The sequence below is a fragment of the Rahnella perminowiae genome, from assembly GCF_019049695.1.
GTDB lineage: Bacteria > Pseudomonadota > Gammaproteobacteria > Enterobacterales > Enterobacteriaceae > Rahnella > Rahnella perminowiae.
The window spans coordinates 154,579-174,699 of record NZ_JAFMOT010000185.1 but is presented as its reverse complement, the minus strand read 5'-3'; the positions used below and the strand labels follow the sequence as shown (position 1 = coordinate 174,699).

General features: G+C 51.9%; 18 protein-coding genes. 6 read left to right on the top strand and 12 right to left on the bottom strand.

From position 1 onward, the window contains the following. Positions 1-3: 3 nt before the first annotated feature. Positions 4-2,097, bottom strand: coding sequence for a putative bifunctional diguanylate cyclase/phosphodiesterase (locus tag J1781_RS20095; RefSeq protein WP_129991960.1), 2,094 nt, complete (start codon positions 2,095-2,097; stop codon positions 4-6). 266 nt (positions 2,098-2,363) lie between these two features. Between J1781_RS20095 and J1781_RS20090 the strand changes: the two genes are divergently transcribed. The 3 genes from J1781_RS20090 (at position 2,364) to J1781_RS20080 (ending at position 6,744) form a co-directional block, all read left to right on the top strand. Next, a complete protein-coding gene (locus J1781_RS20090; protein WP_129954780.1) occupies positions 2,364-3,032 on the top strand; it encodes a glutathione S-transferase family protein in 669 nt (222 codons plus the stop codon). A gap of 527 nt (positions 3,033-3,559) precedes the next feature. Continuing rightward, positions 3,560-4,927 carry an NCS2 family permease gene (locus J1781_RS20085; protein WP_129991961.1) on the top strand — a complete coding sequence of 456 codons (1,368 nt, stop codon included), beginning with the start codon at positions 3,560-3,562 and terminating at the stop codon, positions 4,925-4,927. 167 nt (positions 4,928-5,094) lie between these two features. Then, positions 5,095-6,744 carry a Na+/H+ antiporter gene (locus J1781_RS20080; RefSeq protein WP_129954778.1) on the top strand — a complete coding sequence of 550 codons (1,650 nt, stop codon included), beginning with the start codon at positions 5,095-5,097 and terminating at the stop codon, positions 6,742-6,744. Between the two features lie 72 nt (positions 6,745-6,816). On the opposite strand, the gene J1781_RS20075 is transcribed toward J1781_RS20080, so the two are convergent. Beyond that, positions 6,817-7,695: a LysR family transcriptional regulator gene (locus J1781_RS20075; protein WP_129954777.1), complete on the bottom strand. Its 879-nt coding sequence runs from the start codon at positions 7,693-7,695 to the stop codon at positions 6,817-6,819. A gap of 142 nt (positions 7,696-7,837) precedes the next feature. On the opposite strand from J1781_RS20075, the gene J1781_RS20070 reads away from it, so the two are divergent. Together J1781_RS20070 and J1781_RS20065 are read left to right on the top strand one after the other, a co-directional pair. Then, the gene (locus J1781_RS20070) at positions 7,838-8,260 is read left to right on the top strand and encodes a CidA/LrgA family protein (protein ID WP_129954776.1); all 423 of its coding nucleotides are present in this window, start codon (positions 7,838-7,840) and stop codon (positions 8,258-8,260) included. Continuing rightward, on the top strand, positions 8,253-8,942 hold the full coding sequence (locus tag J1781_RS20065) for an LrgB family protein (RefSeq protein WP_129954775.1): 690 nt from the start codon (positions 8,253-8,255) through the stop codon (positions 8,940-8,942). The genes J1781_RS20070 and J1781_RS20065 overlap by 8 nt, the downstream gene beginning before the upstream one ends. A 598-nt stretch (positions 8,943-9,540) precedes the next feature. On the opposite strand, the gene J1781_RS20060 is transcribed toward J1781_RS20065, so the two are convergent. The 9 genes from J1781_RS20060 to dusB all read right to left on the bottom strand — a co-directional run bounded on the left by J1781_RS20060 (position 9,541) and on the right by dusB (position 17,761). Continuing rightward, the gene (locus J1781_RS20060) at positions 9,541-10,302 is read right to left on the bottom strand and encodes an amino acid ABC transporter ATP-binding protein (protein ID WP_013577309.1); all 762 of its coding nucleotides are present in this window, start codon (positions 10,300-10,302) and stop codon (positions 9,541-9,543) included. A gap of 8 nt (positions 10,303-10,310) precedes the next feature. Next, a complete protein-coding gene (locus tag J1781_RS20055; protein WP_408004164.1) occupies positions 10,311-11,420 on the bottom strand; it encodes an amino acid ABC transporter permease in 1,110 nt (369 codons plus the stop codon). 9 nt (positions 11,421-11,429) lie between these two features. Further along, positions 11,430-12,608 (bottom strand): amino acid ABC transporter permease, encoded by a 1,179-nt coding sequence (locus J1781_RS20050; protein ID WP_217234083.1) that lies wholly within the window; start codon positions 12,606-12,608, stop codon positions 11,430-11,432. 184 nt (positions 12,609-12,792) lie between these two features. Beyond that, positions 12,793-13,818 carry an amino acid ABC transporter substrate-binding protein gene (locus J1781_RS20045; RefSeq protein WP_217234082.1) on the bottom strand — a complete coding sequence of 342 codons (1,026 nt, stop codon included), beginning with the start codon at positions 13,816-13,818 and terminating at the stop codon, positions 12,793-12,795. Positions 13,819-14,227: 409 nt separating this feature from the next. Next, the gene (locus J1781_RS20040; protein WP_129954772.1) at positions 14,228-14,413 is read right to left on the bottom strand and encodes a hypothetical protein; all 186 of its coding nucleotides are present in this window, start codon (positions 14,411-14,413) and stop codon (positions 14,228-14,230) included. Positions 14,414-14,503: 90 nt separating this feature from the next. Then, on the bottom strand, positions 14,504-15,421 hold the full coding sequence (gene lpxP / locus J1781_RS20035; protein ID WP_129991964.1) for a kdo(2)-lipid IV(A) palmitoleoyltransferase: 918 nt from the start codon (positions 15,419-15,421) through the stop codon (positions 14,504-14,506). 426 nt (positions 15,422-15,847) lie between these two features. Continuing rightward, positions 15,848-16,276: a DoxX family protein gene (locus tag J1781_RS20030; protein ID WP_217234081.1), complete on the bottom strand. Its 429-nt coding sequence runs from the start codon at positions 16,274-16,276 to the stop codon at positions 15,848-15,850. A gap of 201 nt (positions 16,277-16,477) precedes the next feature. Further along, the gene (fis, locus tag J1781_RS20025) at positions 16,478-16,774 is read right to left on the bottom strand and encodes a DNA-binding transcriptional regulator Fis (RefSeq protein WP_004097144.1); all 297 of its coding nucleotides are present in this window, start codon (positions 16,772-16,774) and stop codon (positions 16,478-16,480) included. A 21-nt stretch (positions 16,775-16,795) separates the two neighbouring features. Continuing rightward, positions 16,796-17,761, bottom strand: coding sequence for a tRNA dihydrouridine synthase DusB (dusB, locus tag J1781_RS20020; RefSeq protein ID WP_129954769.1), 966 nt, complete (start codon positions 17,759-17,761; stop codon positions 16,796-16,798). Between the two features lie 501 nt (positions 17,762-18,262). On the opposite strand from dusB, the gene J1781_RS20015 reads away from it, so the two are divergent. Next, entirely contained in the window at positions 18,263-19,132 is an 870-nt protein-coding gene (locus J1781_RS20015; protein WP_217234080.1) for a hypothetical protein, read from the top strand. A gap of 175 nt (positions 19,133-19,307) precedes the next feature. On the opposite strand, the gene J1781_RS20010 is transcribed toward J1781_RS20015, so the two are convergent. Next, complete coding sequence (locus J1781_RS20010) at positions 19,308-20,060, bottom strand: carbonic anhydrase (protein WP_217234079.1); 753 nt, start codon at positions 20,058-20,060, stop codon at positions 19,308-19,310. Positions 20,061-20,121 lie beyond the last annotated feature (61 nt).

The following is a 20,121-nucleotide window of genomic DNA, read 5'->3' as shown; positions in this document are numbered from 1 at the left end:
GCATCAGCCTTTATGCGTCAGGGGGAGTTTTGACTCCCAGTCCGTATCGGGGTGTTGGGCAATTTGTTGGGGCGTCATCGGACGTCCCAGAAGATAACCCTGCAAGGTATCGCAGCCCAGTTGCGTCAGGAATTCCTGCTGTTGGGTAGTTTCAACGCCTTCGGCCACCACTTTGAGGTTCAGCGTCTGGCCGAGGGCGATGATCGCAGAAACAATACTGGCATCTTCGCTGCCTGCAATCAGGTCGTTAATAAATGCGCCGTCGATTTTCAGCTCACTGGCGGGCAGACGTTTCAGATAGAGCAGGCTGGAATAGCCGGTACCGAAATCATCAATCGAGGCTTTTACGCCGTACTGTGTCAGGCGCTCCAGAATTTCTACGCTGCTATCCGGGTTGCGCATGGCGGTGGTTTCGGTGACTTCCAGCGTGAGCATTTCAGGCGGGATCTGATGGCGTTCAATGGTTTCTATCACCATTTCGACCAGATTTGTCTGTTCAAATTGCAATGTGGAAAGATTCACCGCCACCGTCCATTGCGTATGTCCGGCCATATGCCATTCTCGTAACTGGCGACAGGCTTCGTTCAGCACCCATTCGCCGATCGGAATAATCAGGCCGGTTTTTTCTGCCAGCGGCAAAAATACATCAGGGCTGAGGATGTTACCCCCGCGCTCCCAGCGCAGCAGTGCTTCGAAGCCGCTCACCGGCCCGTAAGGCGCAATAAATTTTGGCTGATAGTGCAGGCGCAGCTCATGGTGTTCAATCGCCAGACGCAAATCATTGAGCATCTGCAACTGGTTCTGCGCGTTGGCGTTCATTGACGGCTGGAAGAAACTGTGGCCGTTGCGACCGGAATTTTTGGTGTGATACATCGCGGCGTCGGCATTGAGCATCAGCTCGCGCTCATTCTCTCCATCGCCCGGATATACTGCGATCCCCACGCTGGCAGAGACCAGCAGTTCATAGCGGGAAACATAAAACGGACGTGCAATCAGATGTACCAGCTTATCGGCCAGTTGTGACGCATCGGTCGGTTCGGTGATTTCAACCAGCAGTACAAATTCATCGCCGCCGAGACGCGCCAGCGTATCCGCCGCCCGGAGCTGTGATTGCAGACGTTCAGTGACGGAAATTAACAGCTGATCGCCGATGTGATGGCCGAAGGCATCGTTAACCGCTTTAAACCCGTCGAGATCCAGAAACAGTACCGCAAACTGCGATTCACCACGCAACGCTTTCTGAAGTGCCTGACTCATGCGGTCTTCCAGTAACAAACGATTAGGTAAACGGGTCAGATTGTCGTGCAGCGCCAGTTGGGTCAGCTCGCGGTTTGCCTGTGCCAGAGAAGACGCCAGAATTGAGGTGCGTGCCTGCATCCGGCCATCGAGAATAGAGATGATCAAGGTGATGGCCAGAATCGCCAGCGTGACCACAATCACCAGTAACGCCAGCCAGTTATTATCCACGCCGCTGAACGCTGCCATACTGTGACTGTCCGTCGGGAATCGGGCTGCCTCCATGCCGATGTAATGCATACCGACAATCGCGGTGCCCATTATCACCGCAGCGCTGATGCGCAGCAGGCGGACATTAGGCGACTGCTGGCGCAAATTGAATGCCATCCACAGCGCCGCGCCGGAAGCGACAATCGCAACAACAACAGAGAGCACCACCCAGCGGTAATCGTAGGTAATGGGCGGCATCATCTGCATGGCGGCCATACCGGTGTAATGCATAGCGGCAATACCGCCGCCCATCAGTAAGGCACCGGCAAATAATCGTCTGGTCGGTAATTCCTGCAGACAGACCAGCCACAGCGCGAAGGCTGAGGAAATGATGGCGATCACCATAGAAAGCAGGGTGATGAAAGGGTCATAACCCATCGGCATCGGGGAATTAAAAGCCAGCATGCCGATAAAATGCATCGACCAGATGCCGATGCCCATTGCAATGGCGCCACCTGTTAACCAAAGTCGGGAAGCCCTTCCTTCCGTGGTGGCGACCCGGCCCGCCATATCTAGCGCGGTATAAGAGGCAAGCATTGCAACAATGAACGAAAACATCACAAGCACATTGTTGTAATTACTGGAAAACATGTGAGGCTCCACAAAGAGAGAGTCGATAGCGACGGGCTGATTTTTATCCGGCGATAATGGCATTAAGAATTATTAAAGGCGAATGAACTTACGATATTTTTTTTCATGTAATTAAGATTAATCCGTAAGTGATTTTAATCAAATAAAAAGTTTTTTGATAAATTAATCCTGAAGAAATGGAGGGTTTTAAAACGAAACAGATACGCGTTTTGAAAGCGTTGTCTATAGTTAACAAATAATTAAATGAAACAGGACGACAGACATTTATGTTAACAGTGCATCATTTGGATAATTCCCGTTCGCAGCGAATCTTATGGATGCTCGAAGAACTGGACATTCCTTACGAAATCAAACGTTATCAGCGGGATAAAAAATCCATGCTGGCACCGGCATCACTCAAAAAAATTCATCCTCTGGGCAAGTCACCCGTACTGGAAGATAACGGACTGATCCTCGCGGAATCCGGCGCCATTATTGAATACCTGCAGGAGGTGTATGACGATGCGGGCACGCTGAAACCCACGGCGTTTGCCGAGCGTCAGCAATATCGCTACTGGATGCACTACGCTGAAGGATCGCTGATGCCTTTGCTGGTCATGAAGCTGATTTTCAGCCGTCTGGGTCAACCGCCAATGCCATGGCTGATCCGCCCGATTGCCGGCGCGATCGGGCAGGGCGTGCAGAAAAATTATCTGGATAAACAGATCCATACTCATCTGGATTATCTTGAACAGCACCTGGTAACTCATCCTTATTTTGCCGGTTATCAGTTCAGCGCAGCAGATATTCAGATGAGTTTCCCGATAGAAGCGATCAATGCCCGGTCCGGACTTGGGAAATATCCGCAACTGAATGCCTGGCTATCAAATGTGACTGCACGTCCGGCCTATCAGAAGGCGCTGGAAAACGGCGGACCATTTAATATTTTACGTTAATCCATTACGCGCTTTTATATTATTCAGGCATTGATTGCGCATCATGGGGTACGCAATCAACGCCTGATAAAAATAAACCACAATAAATACCCTGCTATTTATTTCGCCTCTTTTTCTTCCTTTTTTGCCACCGGATAAATTTCCACCACAATCGCGTTTTTATTGACCGGACAACGGTAAATTATTGCCATTCACAGTTGATGTGCGCCGGTTAAAGGCGAGATAATCGTTTGCGTACCTCCCCTTCATACTTCACGTTGCAGACGTGTTGGCTACGGTCGGTCACCCGAATCACTTACCTGAGTAAGCTCATCGGGATTCCCTTCCTTGCCGCCTTCCTGCAACATGAATTATTTGGGGCGTTTTTTTAATGAGTCCCCGCCATACGCGCTGCGAGTTAAACGTTTGCTTTGCCGTTCTGACGCTGTTTCCGGCGATTCAGGACGACAAATAAGGAAAGGAACGTGCAGAAACGGTTTCATAATGACCACGCCGGCTAATCAGTAAAGACATTCAGAGGATTTTCCATGTCGAGTCAACAACCTCAGGCGGGCAGCGCCGTTGCGCCAAAAAGCCCGCTTGATGCTTTTTTCAAAATGAGTGCGCGTGGCAGTAATGTCCGTCAGGAAGTGATAGCGGGCTTAACGACTTTCCTGGCGATGGTATATTCGGTCATTGTCGTGCCATCCATGCTCGGCAAAGCAGGCTTCTCGCCAAGTGCAGTATTTGTTGCGACCTGTCTGGTTGCCGGTTTTGGTTCCTTGCTGATGGGCCTGTGGGCAAACCTGCCGCTGGCGATTGGTTGCGCCATTTCTCTGACTGCCTTTACCGCTTTTAGTCTGGTTTTGGGCCAGCATATCAGCGTACCGGTGGCACTCGGCGCGGTATTTCTGATGGGCGTCTTGTTCACTATTATCTCGGTGACGGGCATCCGTTCGTGGATTTTGCGCAATCTGCCAACAGGCGTTGCGCATGGCACCGGTATCGGTATTGGTTTATTCCTGTTACTGATCGCCGCCAACGGTGTTGGCCTGGTGGTGAAAAACCCGCTGGACGGCTTACCGGTGGCACTTGGCGCGTTCACCTCTTTCCCGGTAGTGATGACATTACTCGGTCTGGCGGTGATTTTTGGCCTGGAGAAACTGCGTGTTCCGGGTGGCATCTTGCTGGTGATTATCGCGATTTCGATTATCGGCCTGATCTTCGATCCTGCCGTGAAATATCAGGGTTTGTTTGCGATACCTTCTCTGGCAGGCGCTGACGGCAAATCGGTGATTTTCGATCTGGATATCATGGGCGCGCTGAAAGCTGCGGTATTACCCAGTGTACTGGCCCTGGTGATGACGGCGGTGTTTGATGCCACCGGCACCATTCGCGCGGTCGCCGGTCAGGCCAATCTACTGGATGAAAACGGGCAGATCATCAGCGGCGGCAAAGCCCTGACGGCTGACTCCGTGAGCAGTATTTTCGCTTCCCTGGTTGGCGCTTCTCCGGCTGCGGTTTATATCGAATCGGCAGCCGGCACGGCGGCTGGCGGTAAAACCGGCCTGACAGCCACCGTGGTCGGTGTGCTATTCCTGCTGATGTTGTTCCTGTCTCCGCTGTCTTATCTGGTCCCTGCTTACGCCACCGCACCTGCGCTGATGTACGTTGGTCTGCTGATGCTCAGCAACGTCACCAAACTGGATTTCAGCGATTTTGTTGACGCGATGTCAGGGTTACTTTGCGCGGTCTTTATTGTTCTGACCTGTAACATTGTCACCGGCATTATGCTCGGTTTCAGCGCACTGGTGATTGGCCGTATTTTCTCCGGCGAATGGCGTAAACTTAACGCTGGGACGGTGATTATCGCTGTGGCGCTGGTGGCGTTTTATGCGGGCGGATGGGCGATCTGATCTGTTTGCTCCTCTCTCTTCGCAGGGGGAGGAGCAAATCCTCTCTGATGTAACCGCACGCACTGATTTAAATCACATCTCCTTTTGATCTACTATTCCTTAGTTCGCTCCGGACTCACTCACCTGCGTCTGGCTGAAATTTATAAAAACAAGAGTCTAAGGAAAGCATGGAAATCTTCTTTACCATTCTGATTTTGATTCTGGTGGTGTCGCTCTCCGGCGTCGTCACCAGAATGTTGCCGTTTCAGGTTCCTCTTCCGTTAATGCAGATTGCTGTCGGTGCCTTGCTGGCCTGGCCAAATTTTGGTTTGCATGTGGATTTCGATCCTGAGCTGTTTCTCGTCCTTTTTATCCCGCCGTTACTGTTTGCTGATGGCTGGAAAACCCCGACCCGCGAATTCCTCCACCACGGGCGCGAAATTCTCGGGCTGGCACTGGTGCTGGTGTTACTCACCGTCGTTGGTATTGGCTATCTGATTTATATGATGGTGCCGAATATCCCGCTGGTGGCCGCGTTCGCGCTGGCAGCCGTGCTTTCACCAACCGATGCCGTGGCGTTGGGCGGGATTGTCGGTAAGGGGCGTATTCCGAAGTCGATCATGGGCGTGCTGGAAGGTGAGGCGCTGATGAATGACGCATCCGGCCTGGTCTCCCTGAAATTTGCTATTGCTGTGGCGATGGGCACGATGATTTTTACCGTCGGCGGTGCAACGGTCGAATTTCTTAAAGTGGCGATCGGCGGCCTGATGGCCGGTGTGGCGGTGACGTGGTTATACAGTAAATCGCTGCGCATCATGAGCCGCTGGAGCGGTGATGATCCGGCGACACAAATTGTCTTCCTGCTGCTGCTGCCGTTCGCCTCGTATCTGATTGCCGAACATATCGGTGTGTCGGGCATTCTGGCCGCAGTGGCGGCGGGGATGACCATCAGCCAGTCCGGCATTATACGTAACGCGCCACTGGCGATGCGCCTGCGCGCGAACAGCGTGTGGGCGATGCTTGAGTTTGTGTTCAACGGCATGGTGTTTATCATGCTGGGCCTGCAATTACCGGGGATCCTTGAGAACTCTATCGATCAGGCCACACACGACCCGTCTATTGTGACATGGCATCTGTTTGCCGACGTCGGGATTATCTATTTTGCGCTGCTGATCCTGCGTTTCGTCTGGCTGTGGGTAATGAAGAGTTTCAGCAACCGTTTTCTGAAAAAGAAACCGCTGCTGTTTGGCAACTACAGCACGCGTGAGCTGTGGGTGGCCTCTTTTGCGGGTGTGCGAGGGGCCATTACGCTGGCCGGTGTGTTGTCGATTCCGTTATTCCTGGCTGATGGTTCGGCGTTCCCGTCGCGTTATCAACTGGTCTTTCTGGCGACCGGCGTCATTCTTTTCTCACTGATTGCCGGCGTGATTGCCTTGCCGTTCCTGCTCAGAGGTGTGGTGGTGGCTGACGGCACGACCTACCGTGAAGAAGAACGCATGGCGAAATCGATCGCTGCAGAAGTGGCGATCGAAAGCCTGCATAAAATGGAAGAACGTCTGGCGGCAGATACCGAAGAAAATATTGATGAACAGACGCTGAAGGAGATCAGTTCGCGGGTGATCGGGACGTTACGACGACGCACGGCAAACCGTGATGATATGGAAACCGCGCTGAAGCTGGAAAATCTGGAGCGCCGCTTCCGTCTGACTGCACTGCGTGCGGAACGTGGTGAGCTTTATCATCTGCGCGCCACGCAGAAAATCAGTAACGAGACCCTGCAAAAACTGCTGCATGATCTGGACTTACTCGAAGCATTGTTAGTCGAAAAAGAAGTGTAAAAGTTACAAGCAATATCAGGAACCGCGTGTGCTGCAACGTTCACGCGGTTTTTATTTCCCACTAACTTCCCGCTATTTCCAGTAATCCCTGCACAGAGTGATCCAGGCCTGAGCACTGTGCGAGAGATAACTGCCCTGATGCCAGATAAGCCCGAGCTGCCACGGCATCAGCGGATCCAGCGGTAGCCACATCAGCGCATTTTTATCCAGCCGCTGGCAGACCGGTTCCGGCAAAATCGCCACACCCATACCGGTTTGTACCATCGCTGCCAGGAAATCCCATTGCCCGCTGCGTGCCGCAATTTTTGGCGTAAAACCGTGTGAGGCGAAGGCATCCATCAGCTGGCGGTACAGGGCAAAATCTTCGTTATAAATCAGGATGCTTTCTTCAGCCAGTTCGCTTATCGACATACGCGTCCTGTTCAGCCAGTGCGGGGTGCGGGGCATCACCACACACATCGGATGGCTGAAAAGCGGCAGAGAGGCAATAGAAGGCACAGCGTCCGCCGGCAGGGCGGTGAGGGCCAGATCCAGTTCGCCGGATATCACCGCCTGTTGCACCGTCAGGCCGCCAAACTCGGAAATAATCAGTTCGATGCCGGGATATTGCTGGCGAAAGCTGCCGATAAGCGGCGCAATTTGCGTACCGACCATTGGGGGGATGCCCAGCCGTAAATGACCGGATTTCAGCGAGTTAATGTCTTCCAGTTCTGCTTCCAGCTGGCGAAACTCTTCAAGAATATTCAGGCCGCGCTGATACAATGCCTGACCACTGTCGGTCAGCCGTAAGCGGCGTCCTTCGCGGACAATCAGCGTGCATGCCAGTTCTTCTTCCAGATGACGCAGCATTTTGCTGATTGTCGGCTGGGTGACAAATAACTTTTCCGCTGCGCGGGTAAAGCTCTGCTGGCGAACCACTTCGACAAAATAGCGTAAGGTACGAACGTCCATGGGCGGATGTTTTCCCGGTCAGATCGGCGAGTCACGAAGTATTCCAAACTGGAATCATTTTTATAATTTTAATTCATTTCTTTACCGGTTTCCTGCCAGCGTATACTTCTTTTTCACTCTTTCCTCTTTCGAGGTTATTCCCATGTTGTTGGCGTTGCGCACTAAAGCGCCGTCCCTGCTGACCCGTTGCCAGATCCCTGTTCAGGTGGTGCTGTATGCGGTGTTATTCGTTATAGCCGATCGCCTTGTCACTGCGCTCCATCTGCCTTTGCCTGCCAATATTGTCGGGATGCTGATGCTTTTGCTGCTGATTATGTTCCGTATTTTACCGGTGAAATGGGTGAAAGCCGGTTCCCGCTGGCTGCTGGCAGAGATGCTGTTGTTCTTTGTGCCGGCCGTGGTGGCTGTGGTGAATTACGCCCAGTTGCTGATGATCGAAGGCTGGAAAATCTTTCTGGTGATTGGTATCAGCACGATGCTGACGCTCGGGGCGACCGCAGTGGTCGTTGATAAAGTGTATCGTCTGGAGCAACGTCTGGCGGCGAGGAAGGCAAACCGTGACTGATTTACTGATCAGCATGTTGTGTTTCGTGGTCACCCTCGGGCTGTATTACGGCAACAAAAAACTGTACCGCCAGAAACGCACATTGCTCCTGATGCCGCTGGTGTTCACACCCATCGTGCTGGTGATTTTGCTGGTGGTGACGCATACGTCGTATCAGGATTACATCGGTGAAACGCACTGGTTGCTGTGGTTGCTCGGGCCGTCAACCATCGCGTTTGCGGTGCCGGTTTACGAAAATATGGCAGTGATCCGTCGTCACTGGATGTCACTCAGTGCAGGCGTGCTGACGGCGATAGTGGTTGCCGTCAGCAGTTCGGTCTGGCTGGCACGCATGCTGACGCTGCCGGAAGAAATCCAGCGCAGCCTGGCGGTACGCTCCATCACTACGCCTTTTGCGCTGGCCGCCGCTAAACAAATGGGTGGCCAGCCGGATCTGGTGGCGCTGTTTGTGGTGATCACGGGCGTCTTTGGTATGGCGGTCGGCGATATGCTGTTTCTGCGCCTGGCGGTAAAAAGCGGCCTCGCAAAAGGTGCCGGTTTCGGTGCGGCGTCACACGGTGCGGGCACGGCGAGAGCTTATGAACTGGGTGCGGAAGAAGGTGTGGTGTCGAGCCTGGTGATGATGCTGGCGGGGGTGGTCACGGTGGTGATTGCGCCGGTGATCGGGGGGCTGATGTGGTGATGATCTTTTGAAAAAGATCTGAAACTTTAAGTTCAAATTCAAATTCAAGGTTGTGGGCGTCGGCCCACACCGACCAGAGACCCGGTAACACGCGGGCCTCTGGACTCCGCGCTTTTTAACTGCGTGCTTCGCTCGCTGGCCATGTTTCAGGTGCGGCAGCGACAGCCGCAAAATCCTGCCGCTGCGCGGTGCCCTCCCGTCGGGTTACAACCCGCGCAAACTACCGCGCGGTTTTCCACCTCTCGTCCGGCGATATTTTGGAACCGGCCTCAACGTTAACCTCACAACCTCACCATCTTCTTTAAAAAAGCCTGCGGGCGATTCAGAAAGCTTGCTGAACGGAGCGGCCTGGAGACCAGAGGCTCCAGGACCGAGGGAAGGAACCGCGCAGCGGCAAGATTTCCAGCCTGTCACTGTGGTGGCTGAAACATAGCCAGCGAGCGATAGCGCGTGTTGAAAAAGCGAGGGGAAATCCAAAAGGGGAAAAGCACTTTCCCCTTTTGGGCGGTTTCGGCGGCAGCCGCTAAGCGAGCACCGCTATTGAGAAACCGAAACCTTCACCATTCCGTTCATATGCCGGTCAAGCTGCGGCCTCAGCTTAATGGATCACCTGCGATAAGAACTCCCGCGTCCTCGCTGATTTCGGATTGGCGAAGAACTCCAGTGGTGGTGCCTGTTCGACGATCTCCCCGCGATCCATAAAGATCACCCGGTCGGCGACGGTTCTGGCAAAGCCCATTTCATGCGTCACGCACAACATAGTCATGCCTTCTTCTGCCAGCGTAATCATGGTGTCCAGTACCTCTTTCACCATTTCAGGGTCGAGTGCAGACGTGGGTTCATCAAACAGCATGATTTTAGGCTTCATACACAGCGAACGGGCGATGGCTACGCGCTGCTGCTGACCACCGGAAAGCTGACCGGGGAATTTATGCGCATGTTCGGCGATGCGCACACGTTTCAGGTAATGCATCGCCAGTTCTTCGGCTTCCTTCTTCGGCATCTTACGCACCCAGCACGGCGCCAGGGTACAGTTCTGCAACACGGTCAGATGCGGGAACAGGTTGAAGTGCTGAAATACCATACCGACTTCGGTGCGTACGCGTTCGATATTGCGCAAGTCATCGTTCAGTTCAGTGCCGTCCACGACGATGCGCCCTTGCTGGTGCTCTTCCAGATGGTTAATGCAACGAATGGTCGTTGACTTCCCGGAGCCGGAAGGGCCGCATAACACGATACGTTCACGCGGTTTCACGCTCAGGTTGATATCTTTCAATACGTGGAACTGTCCGTACCACTTGTTCACGTTTTCCAGCGTGATCATCATATTTTGGTTTTCAGTGACTTGATGGTCGCTCATGGTTTACCTCAGTGTGCGGAACGTCCGGTGTGAAAGCGTCTTTCCAAATGCTGGCTATAACGCGACATGCTAAAACAGAAAATCCAGTAGACGGCGGCGGCGAAGACATAGCCTTCGGTCGACATGCCGAGCCATTCGGGATCGACGGTGGCTTGCTGAACGCTGCTAAACAAGTCGAACAGGCCGATAATGATCACCAGACTGGTGTCCTTGAACAGCGCGATAATGGTATTGACCAGACCCGGTATCACCATTTTCAGCGCCTGCGGCAGAATGACTAAGCCTTGCGTTTTCCAGTAGCCGAGCGCCAGTGACTCGGCGGCCTCGGTCTGACCTTTCGGCAGCGCCTGTAACCCGCCGCGTACCACTTCGGCGACGTACGCGGACTGGAACAACACAACCCCCACCAGTGCACGCACCAGTTTGTCGATATTTGTCCCTTCGGTCATAAACAGCGGCAGCATCACCGAGGACATAAACAGCACGGTGATAAGCGGCACGCCGCGCCAGAATTCGATGAAAATCACTGAGAGAATGCGCACGACAGGCAGGCTTGAACGCCGTGCCAGCGCCAGCATAATGCCCAGCGGTAACGCACCGGCAATACCGACTGCGGCAATGATCAGCGTCAGCGTCAGGCCGCCCCATTGGCGGGTTTCGACGCGACTCAGCCCCAGGAAACCGCCGTACAGCATGATCCAGGTGAAAATCGGGAAGAGCACCATCCAGCACGCGATATAACGTCCGCGCCGGGGCATGGCTTTAAAGAAGATCGGCGCAAGAGTCAGCAGACCGACGATCAGTGTGACGTTGATACGCCAGCGTTGATCGAACGGATACAGCCCGTACATGAATTGCCCGAAACGTGCATGGACAAAGACCCAGCACGCGCCAGCTTTGGTGCAGTCAGTGCGCGCGGTGCCGACCCAGTTGGCCTGGAAAATCACCCAGTTCAACAACGGGGGGATCACCAGCCACATCAGCCATATACAGAACAAAGTCAGCAGGCTGTTAAACCAGTTGGAGAAGAGATTTTTACGCGCCCAGAGCACGGCGATACCAAGTGGCGTACCGGGCTTCACGGCTCTGACTCCCGGAGGAAGTGTTGTCATTGTCATGGGATTCCCTTAACGCTCGACCAGTGCGATACGGCGGTTGTAAATGTTCATCAGGAAGGAAATTACCAGGCTGATGATCAGGTAGACTGACATCGTAATAGCAATGGTTTCAATTGCCTGACCGGTCTGGTTGAGCACGGTACCGGCGAACAGCGATACCATATCCGGATAGCCAATTGCTGCCGCCAGAGAAGAGTTTTTCACGATGTTCAGGTACTGACTGGTCAGTGGTGGAATAATCACCCGCATCGCCTGCGGCAAAATGACCTGACGCAGGGTGACCGGATTCGGCAGACCTAACGAACGGGCGGCCTCATGCTGGCCGTGCGAAACAGACTGGATACCGGAGCGGATTACTTCGGCGATAAAGGTTGAGGTATAGACCGATAACGCCAGCGTTAACGCTGCCAGTTCCGGGATCAACACCATGCCGCCACGGAAGTTGAAACCGCGCAGTGCAGGCTCGTCCCAGTGCAATGCAGGCCCGAAAAACAGGTGTGCCAGCGCCGGAAATGCAACGATCATGACAATCGCCCACGGCCAGATGTGCCAGATCCGGCCGGTGTGTATCTGTCGGAAATGGTTGTAGCGTTGCAGTGCAATGATGCCAAAAATAGCCAGCAGCACGGCGATAAAACCCGCCAGACTTCCCGGTGCCAGTTCCGGTGACGGCAGGTACAGACCGCGGTTACTGACAAAAGCCAGGTCAAAAGCATTCAGGCTTTGACGCGGCCCCGGCAGGTTACGCAGTACGGCGAAATACCAGAAGAAGATTTGCAGCAGCGGTGGAATGTTGCGGAACGTTTCGATATACACCGTCGAGACTTTACGAATCAGCCAGTTATCGGAAAGGCGCCCTAAGCCGATAATGAACCCGAGAATCGAGGCAAAAACGATACACAACGCAGAAACCAGCAGGGTATTCAGCAGACCGATAACAAATACGCGCGCATAGGTGTCGCCTTCCTGATAGTCAATCAGATGCTGAACAATGCCGAAACCGGCACCTTTTTCAAGAAACGCAAATCCCGAGGTGATCCCTCGTGTTGTCAGATTGGTAATGGTGTTGTGGAGCAGGTAACCCAGACAGGCCACCAGCAACACCACCGCGAAAATTTGGTAAATCCAGGCTCGTACGGCTGGGTTTGCCAGCGAGAACGACGCCTTTACGGTTGGGCGTTGCGACATAGTAATGACCTCGAAATCCCCGTCGTACTTGACGCCGCAGCTGCGTTGGCTGCACGTGCTCACCCGAATCACTTACCTGAGTAAGCTCATCGGGATTCACTCGTTTGCCGCCTTGCTGCAACGCCAATTACTTTGGGGATTTTGTATGCAATTTCTTAAACAAATCTTATTTTAAAAAACTGGATCAACGGACTGGTGGTGCGTACTGGATCCCGCCTTTATTCCAGAGGGCGTTCTGACCACGCTTGATTTTCAGCTCGCTGCCCTGACCGACGTTACGTTCAAAGCTTTCGCCGTAGTTGCCGACCTGTTTAACGATTTTAACCACCCAGTCATTAGGCACTTTCAGATCAGCGCCGTAAGTGCCGGTTTTGCCCAGCAGGTTGCTCATGTCAGGCGTGGTCGGGTTTGCCGCCAGCTGATCGACGTTGGCAGAGGTGACGCCCATTTCTTCGGCGTTCAGCATCGCGAACAGTGACCAGCGAACGATCGCCAGCCAGTCTTCATCACCACGGCGCACAACAGGTCCCAGCGGTTCTTTAGAGATAACTTCCGGCAGCACAATGAAATCATCCGGTTTGCCCAGTTTGATACGCAGTGCATACAGCTGAGACTGGTCAGAAGCCAGGGTGTCACAACGACCGGAGTCCAGCGCTTTGGCGCTTTCATCTGAACGGTCAAAGGTCACCGGGGTGTAAGTCATTTTGTTGGCTTTGAAGTAATCAGCCACGTTCAGCTCGGTATCTGTACCGGCCTGCAGACAGACCGTTGCGCCATCGAGTTCTTTGGCGCTTTTCAGACCCGCTTTCTGGTGGGTCAGGAAGCCGATACCGTCGTAGTAGTTTACGCCGGCGAAAATCATGCCCATGCCCGCATCGCGGGAAGAGGTCCAGGTGGTATTACGGGACAGGATATCCACTTCGCCAGACTGCAGGGCGGTGAAGCGCTCTTTCGCGGTCAGCGGGGTATATTTCACTTTCTCAGAATCACCAAACACCGCAGCAGCCACCGCGCGGCACACATCAACGTCGATACCGGTAAATTTGCCTTTGGAGTCAGCGTAAGAGAAGCCTGGCAAGCCATCGCTAATACCGCACTGAATAAAGCCTTTCTTTTTTACTGCATCCAGAGTGGTACCTGCATGAGCCTGACCAGCCAGTGTCACGAAGCTTGCTGCGGCAATCAGTGTTGAGAGCAATATTTTTTTCATAAAGCGTCCTGTGAGACAAAACTGAAAATTATTATTGTGTGAGTGCCGGAGCACCCTGTCTGTTATGGGGCAACGCCCTCTGCACCTGTCTTTGCAAAGGGAGTGCCAACATGAAAAATGCCCCATCAATCAAGTTGCATAGAGGAATTGCACAGTAACATTGACGAGGTGTATAAAATTTATTGCTCTCTTTCAGTGCGTGGTCAATGTGACTGCCTTAAATGAGTGCGGAATATTTCAATATTGGAGTGCAGATCGCGATGTTTGCAGCGAAGTGAAATATGCCCTCATATTTGGAAAAAAATGAGGCAAAACCATGAGCAAATCTCTCAGTTCGGATGAGCTGAGAGATAAATTGGCATGACGGGGTGTAAAACCGGGGCAGTGCAGCGGAGAAAAACGGGACGTCTTATTTGGCCTGATCTTTACTGCCTGTGATCAGTTTGCGTGCAGCCGCGATCTGGTCGCTATCCGGTGCTTTGGGTTTGGCTTTATTGAGCGCGGTGCTGAGGCCTGAACGTCCCCAGAGGTCAAAGCTGTCATCATCTTTGAGATGGTCGAAGATAGACGGTGTTGCGTCGTTTTTTTTAGCCATGAAAGTTACAGATCTCTTAATGGGATGCGATGAATGAAAAAAGCCCGACGCGGTGGCATCGGGCTGAGGGTTTATCCACTCTTGCGCTTATCAATAAAGCGAAGGTGCACCCGCGGGGCGGGTTTTAAAGCGGCGGTGCAGCCAGAGATACTGATCGGGTGCACGCATAATTTCTTTTTCGATTACCCGGTTCATGTAGGCGGCGGCTGCCATTTCATCATCGAGCGGGTAATCCTGTAATTGAGGCTGGATCACCAGTTCATAACCGGTACCGCCAGCTTTACGTACCAGCACGACAGTCACCAGCGCAGGTTTTGCCAGACGTGCCAGCATAAAGGTTCCGCTGGTGGTTGCGGCCTGATCGACCGCAAACAGAGGGGCAAATACGCTGCCGCGCGGGCCGTAATCCTGATCCGGTGCAAACCAGACGGCTTCGCCTTTTTTCAGCGCGTGAACCATACCGCGTAAATCTTTGCGATCGAGCATCGCCTTGTTAGACCGCATACGGCCCCAGGTCTGCACAAATTCCATCGCTTTATTGTTGTGCGGACGGTACATCGCCATCATCGGCTGACATAAGCCCATCGCACGGCCGCCTAATTCCAGCGACATAAAGTGTACGCCAATCACCAGCACACCCTGTTTATTTTCCTGCGCCTTTTTCAGGTTATGCAGGCCGCTGACGTCAAACCAGCGTTTTACACGGGCGTCCGACCAGAACCAGGCCATGCCGGTTTCCAGCAGACCCATGCCGAGGGATTCAAAGTTGCTGATGATGCGCGCTTCGACCTGATCAGAAGGGAGATCCGGGAAGCACAATTGCAGGTTACGGCGCGTTATTGATACACGGCGTTTCAGGAAGCGCATGGACGTTCGGCCCAACCAGATGCCGAGGCGATTTAACACCGGATAAGGGAGTTGAACCAGCAGGAACAGAACGCCAAGACCAAACCAGGTCAGCCAGTAACGTGGACGTAAAAAAGATGCGCGAAAACGAGGAGATGTCATAAAAGCCCAATCATATGCATAAAAAACCGGGGGTAACGCGTCAGGGGTTTGCTCAGTCGCGATACGGATTGTCTGTTAAAGAGTGGGACAACATCAAGGTGTAAACGTTTTCGAAAGTACACAAATTGACTCACTTTTACTTAATCAAGACATAGTTTTAAAAGGCGGGATCGCGAAGCTGAAGGGCTGTCCGTAGGCGTTGAGCGGGGCGAATACGACTCTTGAGGCGAGTATAACATGCCGCGTGATCTAACCGCAGAGGGGAATCGTCCGATAAACGCACTATTTACTGTTTCTTTACGGAAGGGTTTACACAACAAAATGAAAACGCTACCGAAAGAAGGGAGTTTTCCTTCAGACGTCGCAGTTACACCCGCAGGATATTTCAGCACGCTCCTTTGGCGAAGCATGCTGAAAAGGGGAGTATCAGCGATATAATGGATTACTCATCACAGAATATCGGCCACTGCCATACAGCGCGATCACTACAGCAGCCATGAAATAATAAACGATATCTTCAATTGCCCATGCGCCGACCGGAGAGAGCGCGAAGGTGTGGTGGACACCAACCATCAGCCAGGCGACGACCATGGTCGCAGCCGCAGAGAGCGCCGCGAGGCGGGTGAAAATCCCCAGTATCATCATAACAGGAGCGATCACCTCACCAATGATCACGCCGTAGGCGACAAATGCCGGAATACCATATCCTGCCAGCATGCCCTGAATGCCGCCCAGTCCGTCGTGCAGCTTATGCCAGCCGTGAAAAATCAGCAGGCCATAGGTGATCCGCAACAGCAAAATCGCCAGATCCGGTTTGTTCAGTGCAGCGGTAAAACGGAGATAAAATTGCTTCATCAGTATCACTCCTGGAGACATTTTATTGTCTCTATAAAGTAATTCTTAATCACTGAATGCAGGGGATAATTATTCTCATTTGGGTTGATCTGGATTAGGTTTTGCGCAGATTTTGGACTAAAGGTTTTTTCGATAAAGCAGAAAACAAAAAGGCGCTCCCCTTACGGAAAAGCGCCTTTTTAAGACATGAGCTGATGAATATCAGTTCATGCCGTATTTTTTCAATTTCTTACGCAGCGTACCGCGGTTGATACCCATCATCAGGGCCGCACGAGTCTGGTTGCCACGGGTATACTGCATCACCATGTCTAACAGTGGCTGTTCAACTTCAGCCAATACCAACTCATACAGGTCATTCACGTCCTGACCATTCAATTGAGCAAAATAGCCCTTAAGTGCTTGTTTTACCGAGTCACGCAGAGGCTTTTGAGTCACCTGATCTTGTGAGTTTACGGTAGAAACGGTCAGTACGTCAGAATTCACGCGTTGTTCGAACATAGTTCTGTCAGCTCTTTTTTGTTACGCAAGATTTTCGAAATATGCTTCCAACGCCTCCAGCTGTTCGCTGGCATCCTCTATGGCGTTGAAGGAGCGCCGAAACTGGTCATTTGGGGCATGCTCCTGGAGATACCAGGAAACGTGCTTACGGGCGATACGGAATCCCTTGCCTTGACCGTAAAAGTCGTGCAATTCCCGTACGTGCCCTATTAACAAGCGCTGAACCTCACCCATAGAAGGTGGAGGTAACAACTCCCCTGTGTCCAGATAATGCTGGATTTCCCGGAAGATCCAGGGTCTCCCCTGAGCGGCACGTCCTATCATCAGAGCATCAGCTCCGGTGTAGTCGAGTACCGCCCTGGCTTTATGCGGGTCAGTTATGTCGCCATTCGCGATAATCGGAATGGAAACATTCTGCTTAACTGTCCGAATACTGTCGTACTCTGCTTCTCCATTGAAGAGACAGGCACGGGTTCGGCCATGAATTGTCAGGGCCTGAATTCCACAGTCTTCAGCCAATTGGGCAATTTGTACACAGTTACGGTGTTCCGGTGCCCATCCAGTACGGATTTTCAACGTGACTGGCACATCTACTGCATTCACAACGGTAGTCAGGATTTGTTTAACCAAATCCGGATACTGCAGTAATGCAGAACCTGCCAGTTTGCGGTTCACTTTCTTGGCCGGGCAGCCCATATTGATATCAATGATTTGCGCACCGCTTTCCACGTTAATTCGTGCAGCGGCCGCCATATCTTCGGGGTCACAACCGGCAATTTGCACGGCGCGGATCCCCGGTTCATCGTTATGTACCATACGCAAACGTGACTTATCCGTCCGCCACACCTCCGGATTGGAGGAGAGCATTTCAGATACTGCCATCCCAGCCCCCATCGCATGACATAAGGCACGAAATGGTCGGTCAGTGATACCGGCCATCGGGGCCGCAATCAGGCAATTTGTAAGCTGGTGGTGTCCGATGCGCATGAACTAGGAATGACCATACTGATGTCCGCAAGGGCGCGTATATTACGCATTTTCGTTGCGATATGAAAGGCCAAACTTTGAGCAATTGGATAAGAAAATGCCTTGCTTGCGATGTAAGTCACTGCATTTTGTTTTTTTATCTTTGTTTTACATGGCGTTATCATGATGTGGTTAAATTGTGCGCTTGTGCAAATTCCTAATATCTCTCTGAATCCCCCTGATATAACAGTTGATTCTAAGGGTAGATTTGCCCTTTTAAGCAGCAACAACCACAAAATTCCGTGATGTAGATCACTCTTTGGTCAAAAATACGTCTCACCGACTGCCGCAGGATGAGTTCAGACTTGTCTGGCCTAAAGGCTGCGCCGTTCCCCTTTTTCTCCGCTCCCAGCGTATGGGATAAACCCTAATAATAAGCATGCTAAATGTATCATGTAGAGAAACAGGATTTTTATTACTATTTGGTTGAATTATGATCGCCCCTTATTTTGGAGACGGGTCATGTTTGAACAAATTATTGAAGAATTTCAAAACGGGGACATTATTTATGGTCTGGATGCTCCCCGGGATGCGGTGTGCCGGGCGATTAGAAGCACGATGAGAGACAACGGTATATTTATTAAAATATTACGCCACGGGAGAAAACGACAGGATATTATTATTCAAAATCAACTGACCAACAGTGTGGTCAATGTTTCAAAAATAAGCCACCGGCTGCATGCGCCCGGAAAGTTTTACTCGTCTGATAGACAAATCCGCTCAAGAGGAGAAGCGACCGCGGATCCGAAAAGGGCGATCCAATTTAAGCATTTTTTACGTAACCATCAGAAATGGAACCTGGAAAAAGGAATATCTCCGCACCAGATAAAATCAGTTCATCAGGCACAATACATACACTGGGGAAAAACGGTTGAAGTGGATATTTCTCGTTTGAAAAATGCGAGGATACGGCAACTATCCCCCAAAAATTCTAATACAAACCTCGATATTGCTAAAGAAGCATGGATTCGGGCCAGTAAAGCCGGGCTGGAGTTTCAAACCAAAACCAGAAATAAAAGGGTGCATTTTATCCTTGATGAAATCGCGTTTGAGCGGGTTATTGAAAAGAGACCGGGCGATATCACCAGCGCTGAAATAAGATGGCTTTACCGTAACCGGGGTAATCCTCAGGTCGCCAATAATGTGGTTTACTGGCTGGGTGGCGTTAAAGTTATGCCGCCCTGGGAATGCGAGCCTATTTCATCCATATTTTCCCGGTACCTGCCTCGCTCAGAATATCCTGGAATTAATCAGGAGTGCCAGGAGCTGTCAGTATGCTTTAACAGTCTTAATGATTATGTTAATCAGGAAGACGAGATCACGAGACTGTAATTTATCAGACAGTATTGAGTGATATACCGGCTACGGAAAATAACAGAGAGTCATATTTCAGCCGGTATATTTCTGTGTATGAAATATCGCAGAGAATACATGGAATAGAGGAAGGGCATCAGGTTTTAAAAATAAGGCAGCGGGCCCGCTCTGCTGCCTTGAAGGGGAAGCGCAATTATTGCGCGACGATGACCCGGCCATGCAGCCCTTGCACCGGGCGATTATTCGCATGATGCATCTCATGCTGGAATTTCTCCAACTGGGTTTCAGACAATGTCTGAGGCTCTTTAACCACCAGCCAGCGTACCCCTTCTGTGCACGGTGGAGTGGTCAGTGAGCCGCTGAAGCGGTAATGCGTCAGGTCTTTTGGCATCAGGCTAAGAAGATCAACTTTCGTCTTCAGTGCGACAGGTTCTCCTGCTTTATCAGGCATTTGTTGCCATATTTTTTCCAGTCCGGCATTAGCCTTGCCGGTTTCAAACATCACCGCAATCACCGCAATCTCCCCTTCAGCATTCATATGAACAAAATGCGCCTCCATCGGGAAGGATTTACCGTTGAGGGTATTTTCGCTCGGGGAATGGAAATGGAATTGTTGCAGAACGAATTTTTCGCCGTCCAGTGTAACGAAGTCCCCCTGCTGAACATTTACCTGCACGCTGTGACCGTTGTTAATGACACTGACCGGTGGCAACTGATAGCTGAGCTTAAGCGGGCGGGGGTGCACCTGTAAGGCATCTTTGATATCGATAGGCGACTGTGCTTTACCCTGTTCACACAGATAAAAATCAGGGCTGAGTTTCGACCAGTTTTGCGGGGCAGTGTCGCCATCATATGACCAGTGCGACGCTTCGTTTGCGCAGGCGGGTTGTGCAGAAACTGACAAGGTCAGTGCGGCCAGCGCGGCAGAGAATAATTTTCCTTTCAAGAGATATCCCTTTCATGTGTTGAGTAATAAAACCTCGCAAAGTGTAAGGGTTTTGTGCGGC

What these genes read in the sequence shown, in the direction of transcription:
- J1781_RS20095 (WP_129991960.1), bottom strand. Translation starts at nt 2,097, where the DNA reads ATGTTTTCCAGTAATTACAACAATGTGCTTGTGATGTTTTCGTTCATT.
- J1781_RS20090 (WP_129954780.1), top strand. Translation starts at nt 2,364, where the DNA reads ATGTTAACAGTGCATCATTTGGATAATTCCCGTTCGCAGCGAATCTTA.
- J1781_RS20085 (WP_129991961.1), top strand. Translation starts at nt 3,560, where the DNA reads ATGTCGAGTCAACAACCTCAGGCGGGCAGCGCCGTTGCGCCAAAAAGC.
- J1781_RS20080 (WP_129954778.1), top strand. Translation starts at nt 5,095, where the DNA reads ATGGAAATCTTCTTTACCATTCTGATTTTGATTCTGGTGGTGTCGCTC.
- J1781_RS20075 (WP_129954777.1), bottom strand. Translation starts at nt 7,695, where the DNA reads ATGGACGTTCGTACCTTACGCTATTTTGTCGAAGTGGTTCGCCAGCAG.
- J1781_RS20070 (WP_129954776.1), top strand. Translation starts at nt 7,838, where the DNA reads ATGTTGTTGGCGTTGCGCACTAAAGCGCCGTCCCTGCTGACCCGTTGC.
- J1781_RS20060 (WP_013577309.1), bottom strand. Translation starts at nt 10,302, where the DNA reads ATGAGCGACCATCAAGTCACTGAAAACCAAAATATGATGATCACGCTG.
- J1781_RS20055 (WP_408004164.1), bottom strand. Translation starts at nt 11,420, where the DNA reads ATGACAATGACAACACTTCCTCCGGGAGTCAGAGCCGTGAAGCCCGGT.
- J1781_RS20050 (WP_217234083.1), bottom strand. Translation starts at nt 12,608, where the DNA reads ATGTCGCAACGCCCAACCGTAAAGGCGTCGTTCTCGCTGGCAAACCCA.
- J1781_RS20045 (WP_217234082.1), bottom strand. Translation starts at nt 13,818, where the DNA reads ATGAAAAAAATATTGCTCTCAACACTGATTGCCGCAGCAAGCTTCGTG.
- J1781_RS20040 (WP_129954772.1), bottom strand. Translation starts at nt 14,413, where the DNA reads ATGGCTAAAAAAAACGACGCAACACCGTCTATCTTCGACCATCTCAAA.
- lpxP (WP_129991964.1), bottom strand. Translation starts at nt 15,421, where the DNA reads ATGACATCTCCTCGTTTTCGCGCATCTTTTTTACGTCCACGTTACTGG.
- J1781_RS20030 (WP_217234081.1), bottom strand. Translation starts at nt 16,276, where the DNA reads ATGAAGCAATTTTATCTCCGTTTTACCGCTGCACTGAACAAACCGGAT.
- fis (WP_004097144.1), bottom strand. Translation starts at nt 16,774, where the DNA reads ATGTTCGAACAACGCGTGAATTCTGACGTACTGACCGTTTCTACCGTA.
- dusB (WP_129954769.1), bottom strand. Translation starts at nt 17,761, where the DNA reads ATGCGCATCGGACACCACCAGCTTACAAATTGCCTGATTGCGGCCCCG.
- J1781_RS20015 (WP_217234080.1), top strand. Translation starts at nt 18,263, where the DNA reads ATGTTTGAACAAATTATTGAAGAATTTCAAAACGGGGACATTATTTAT.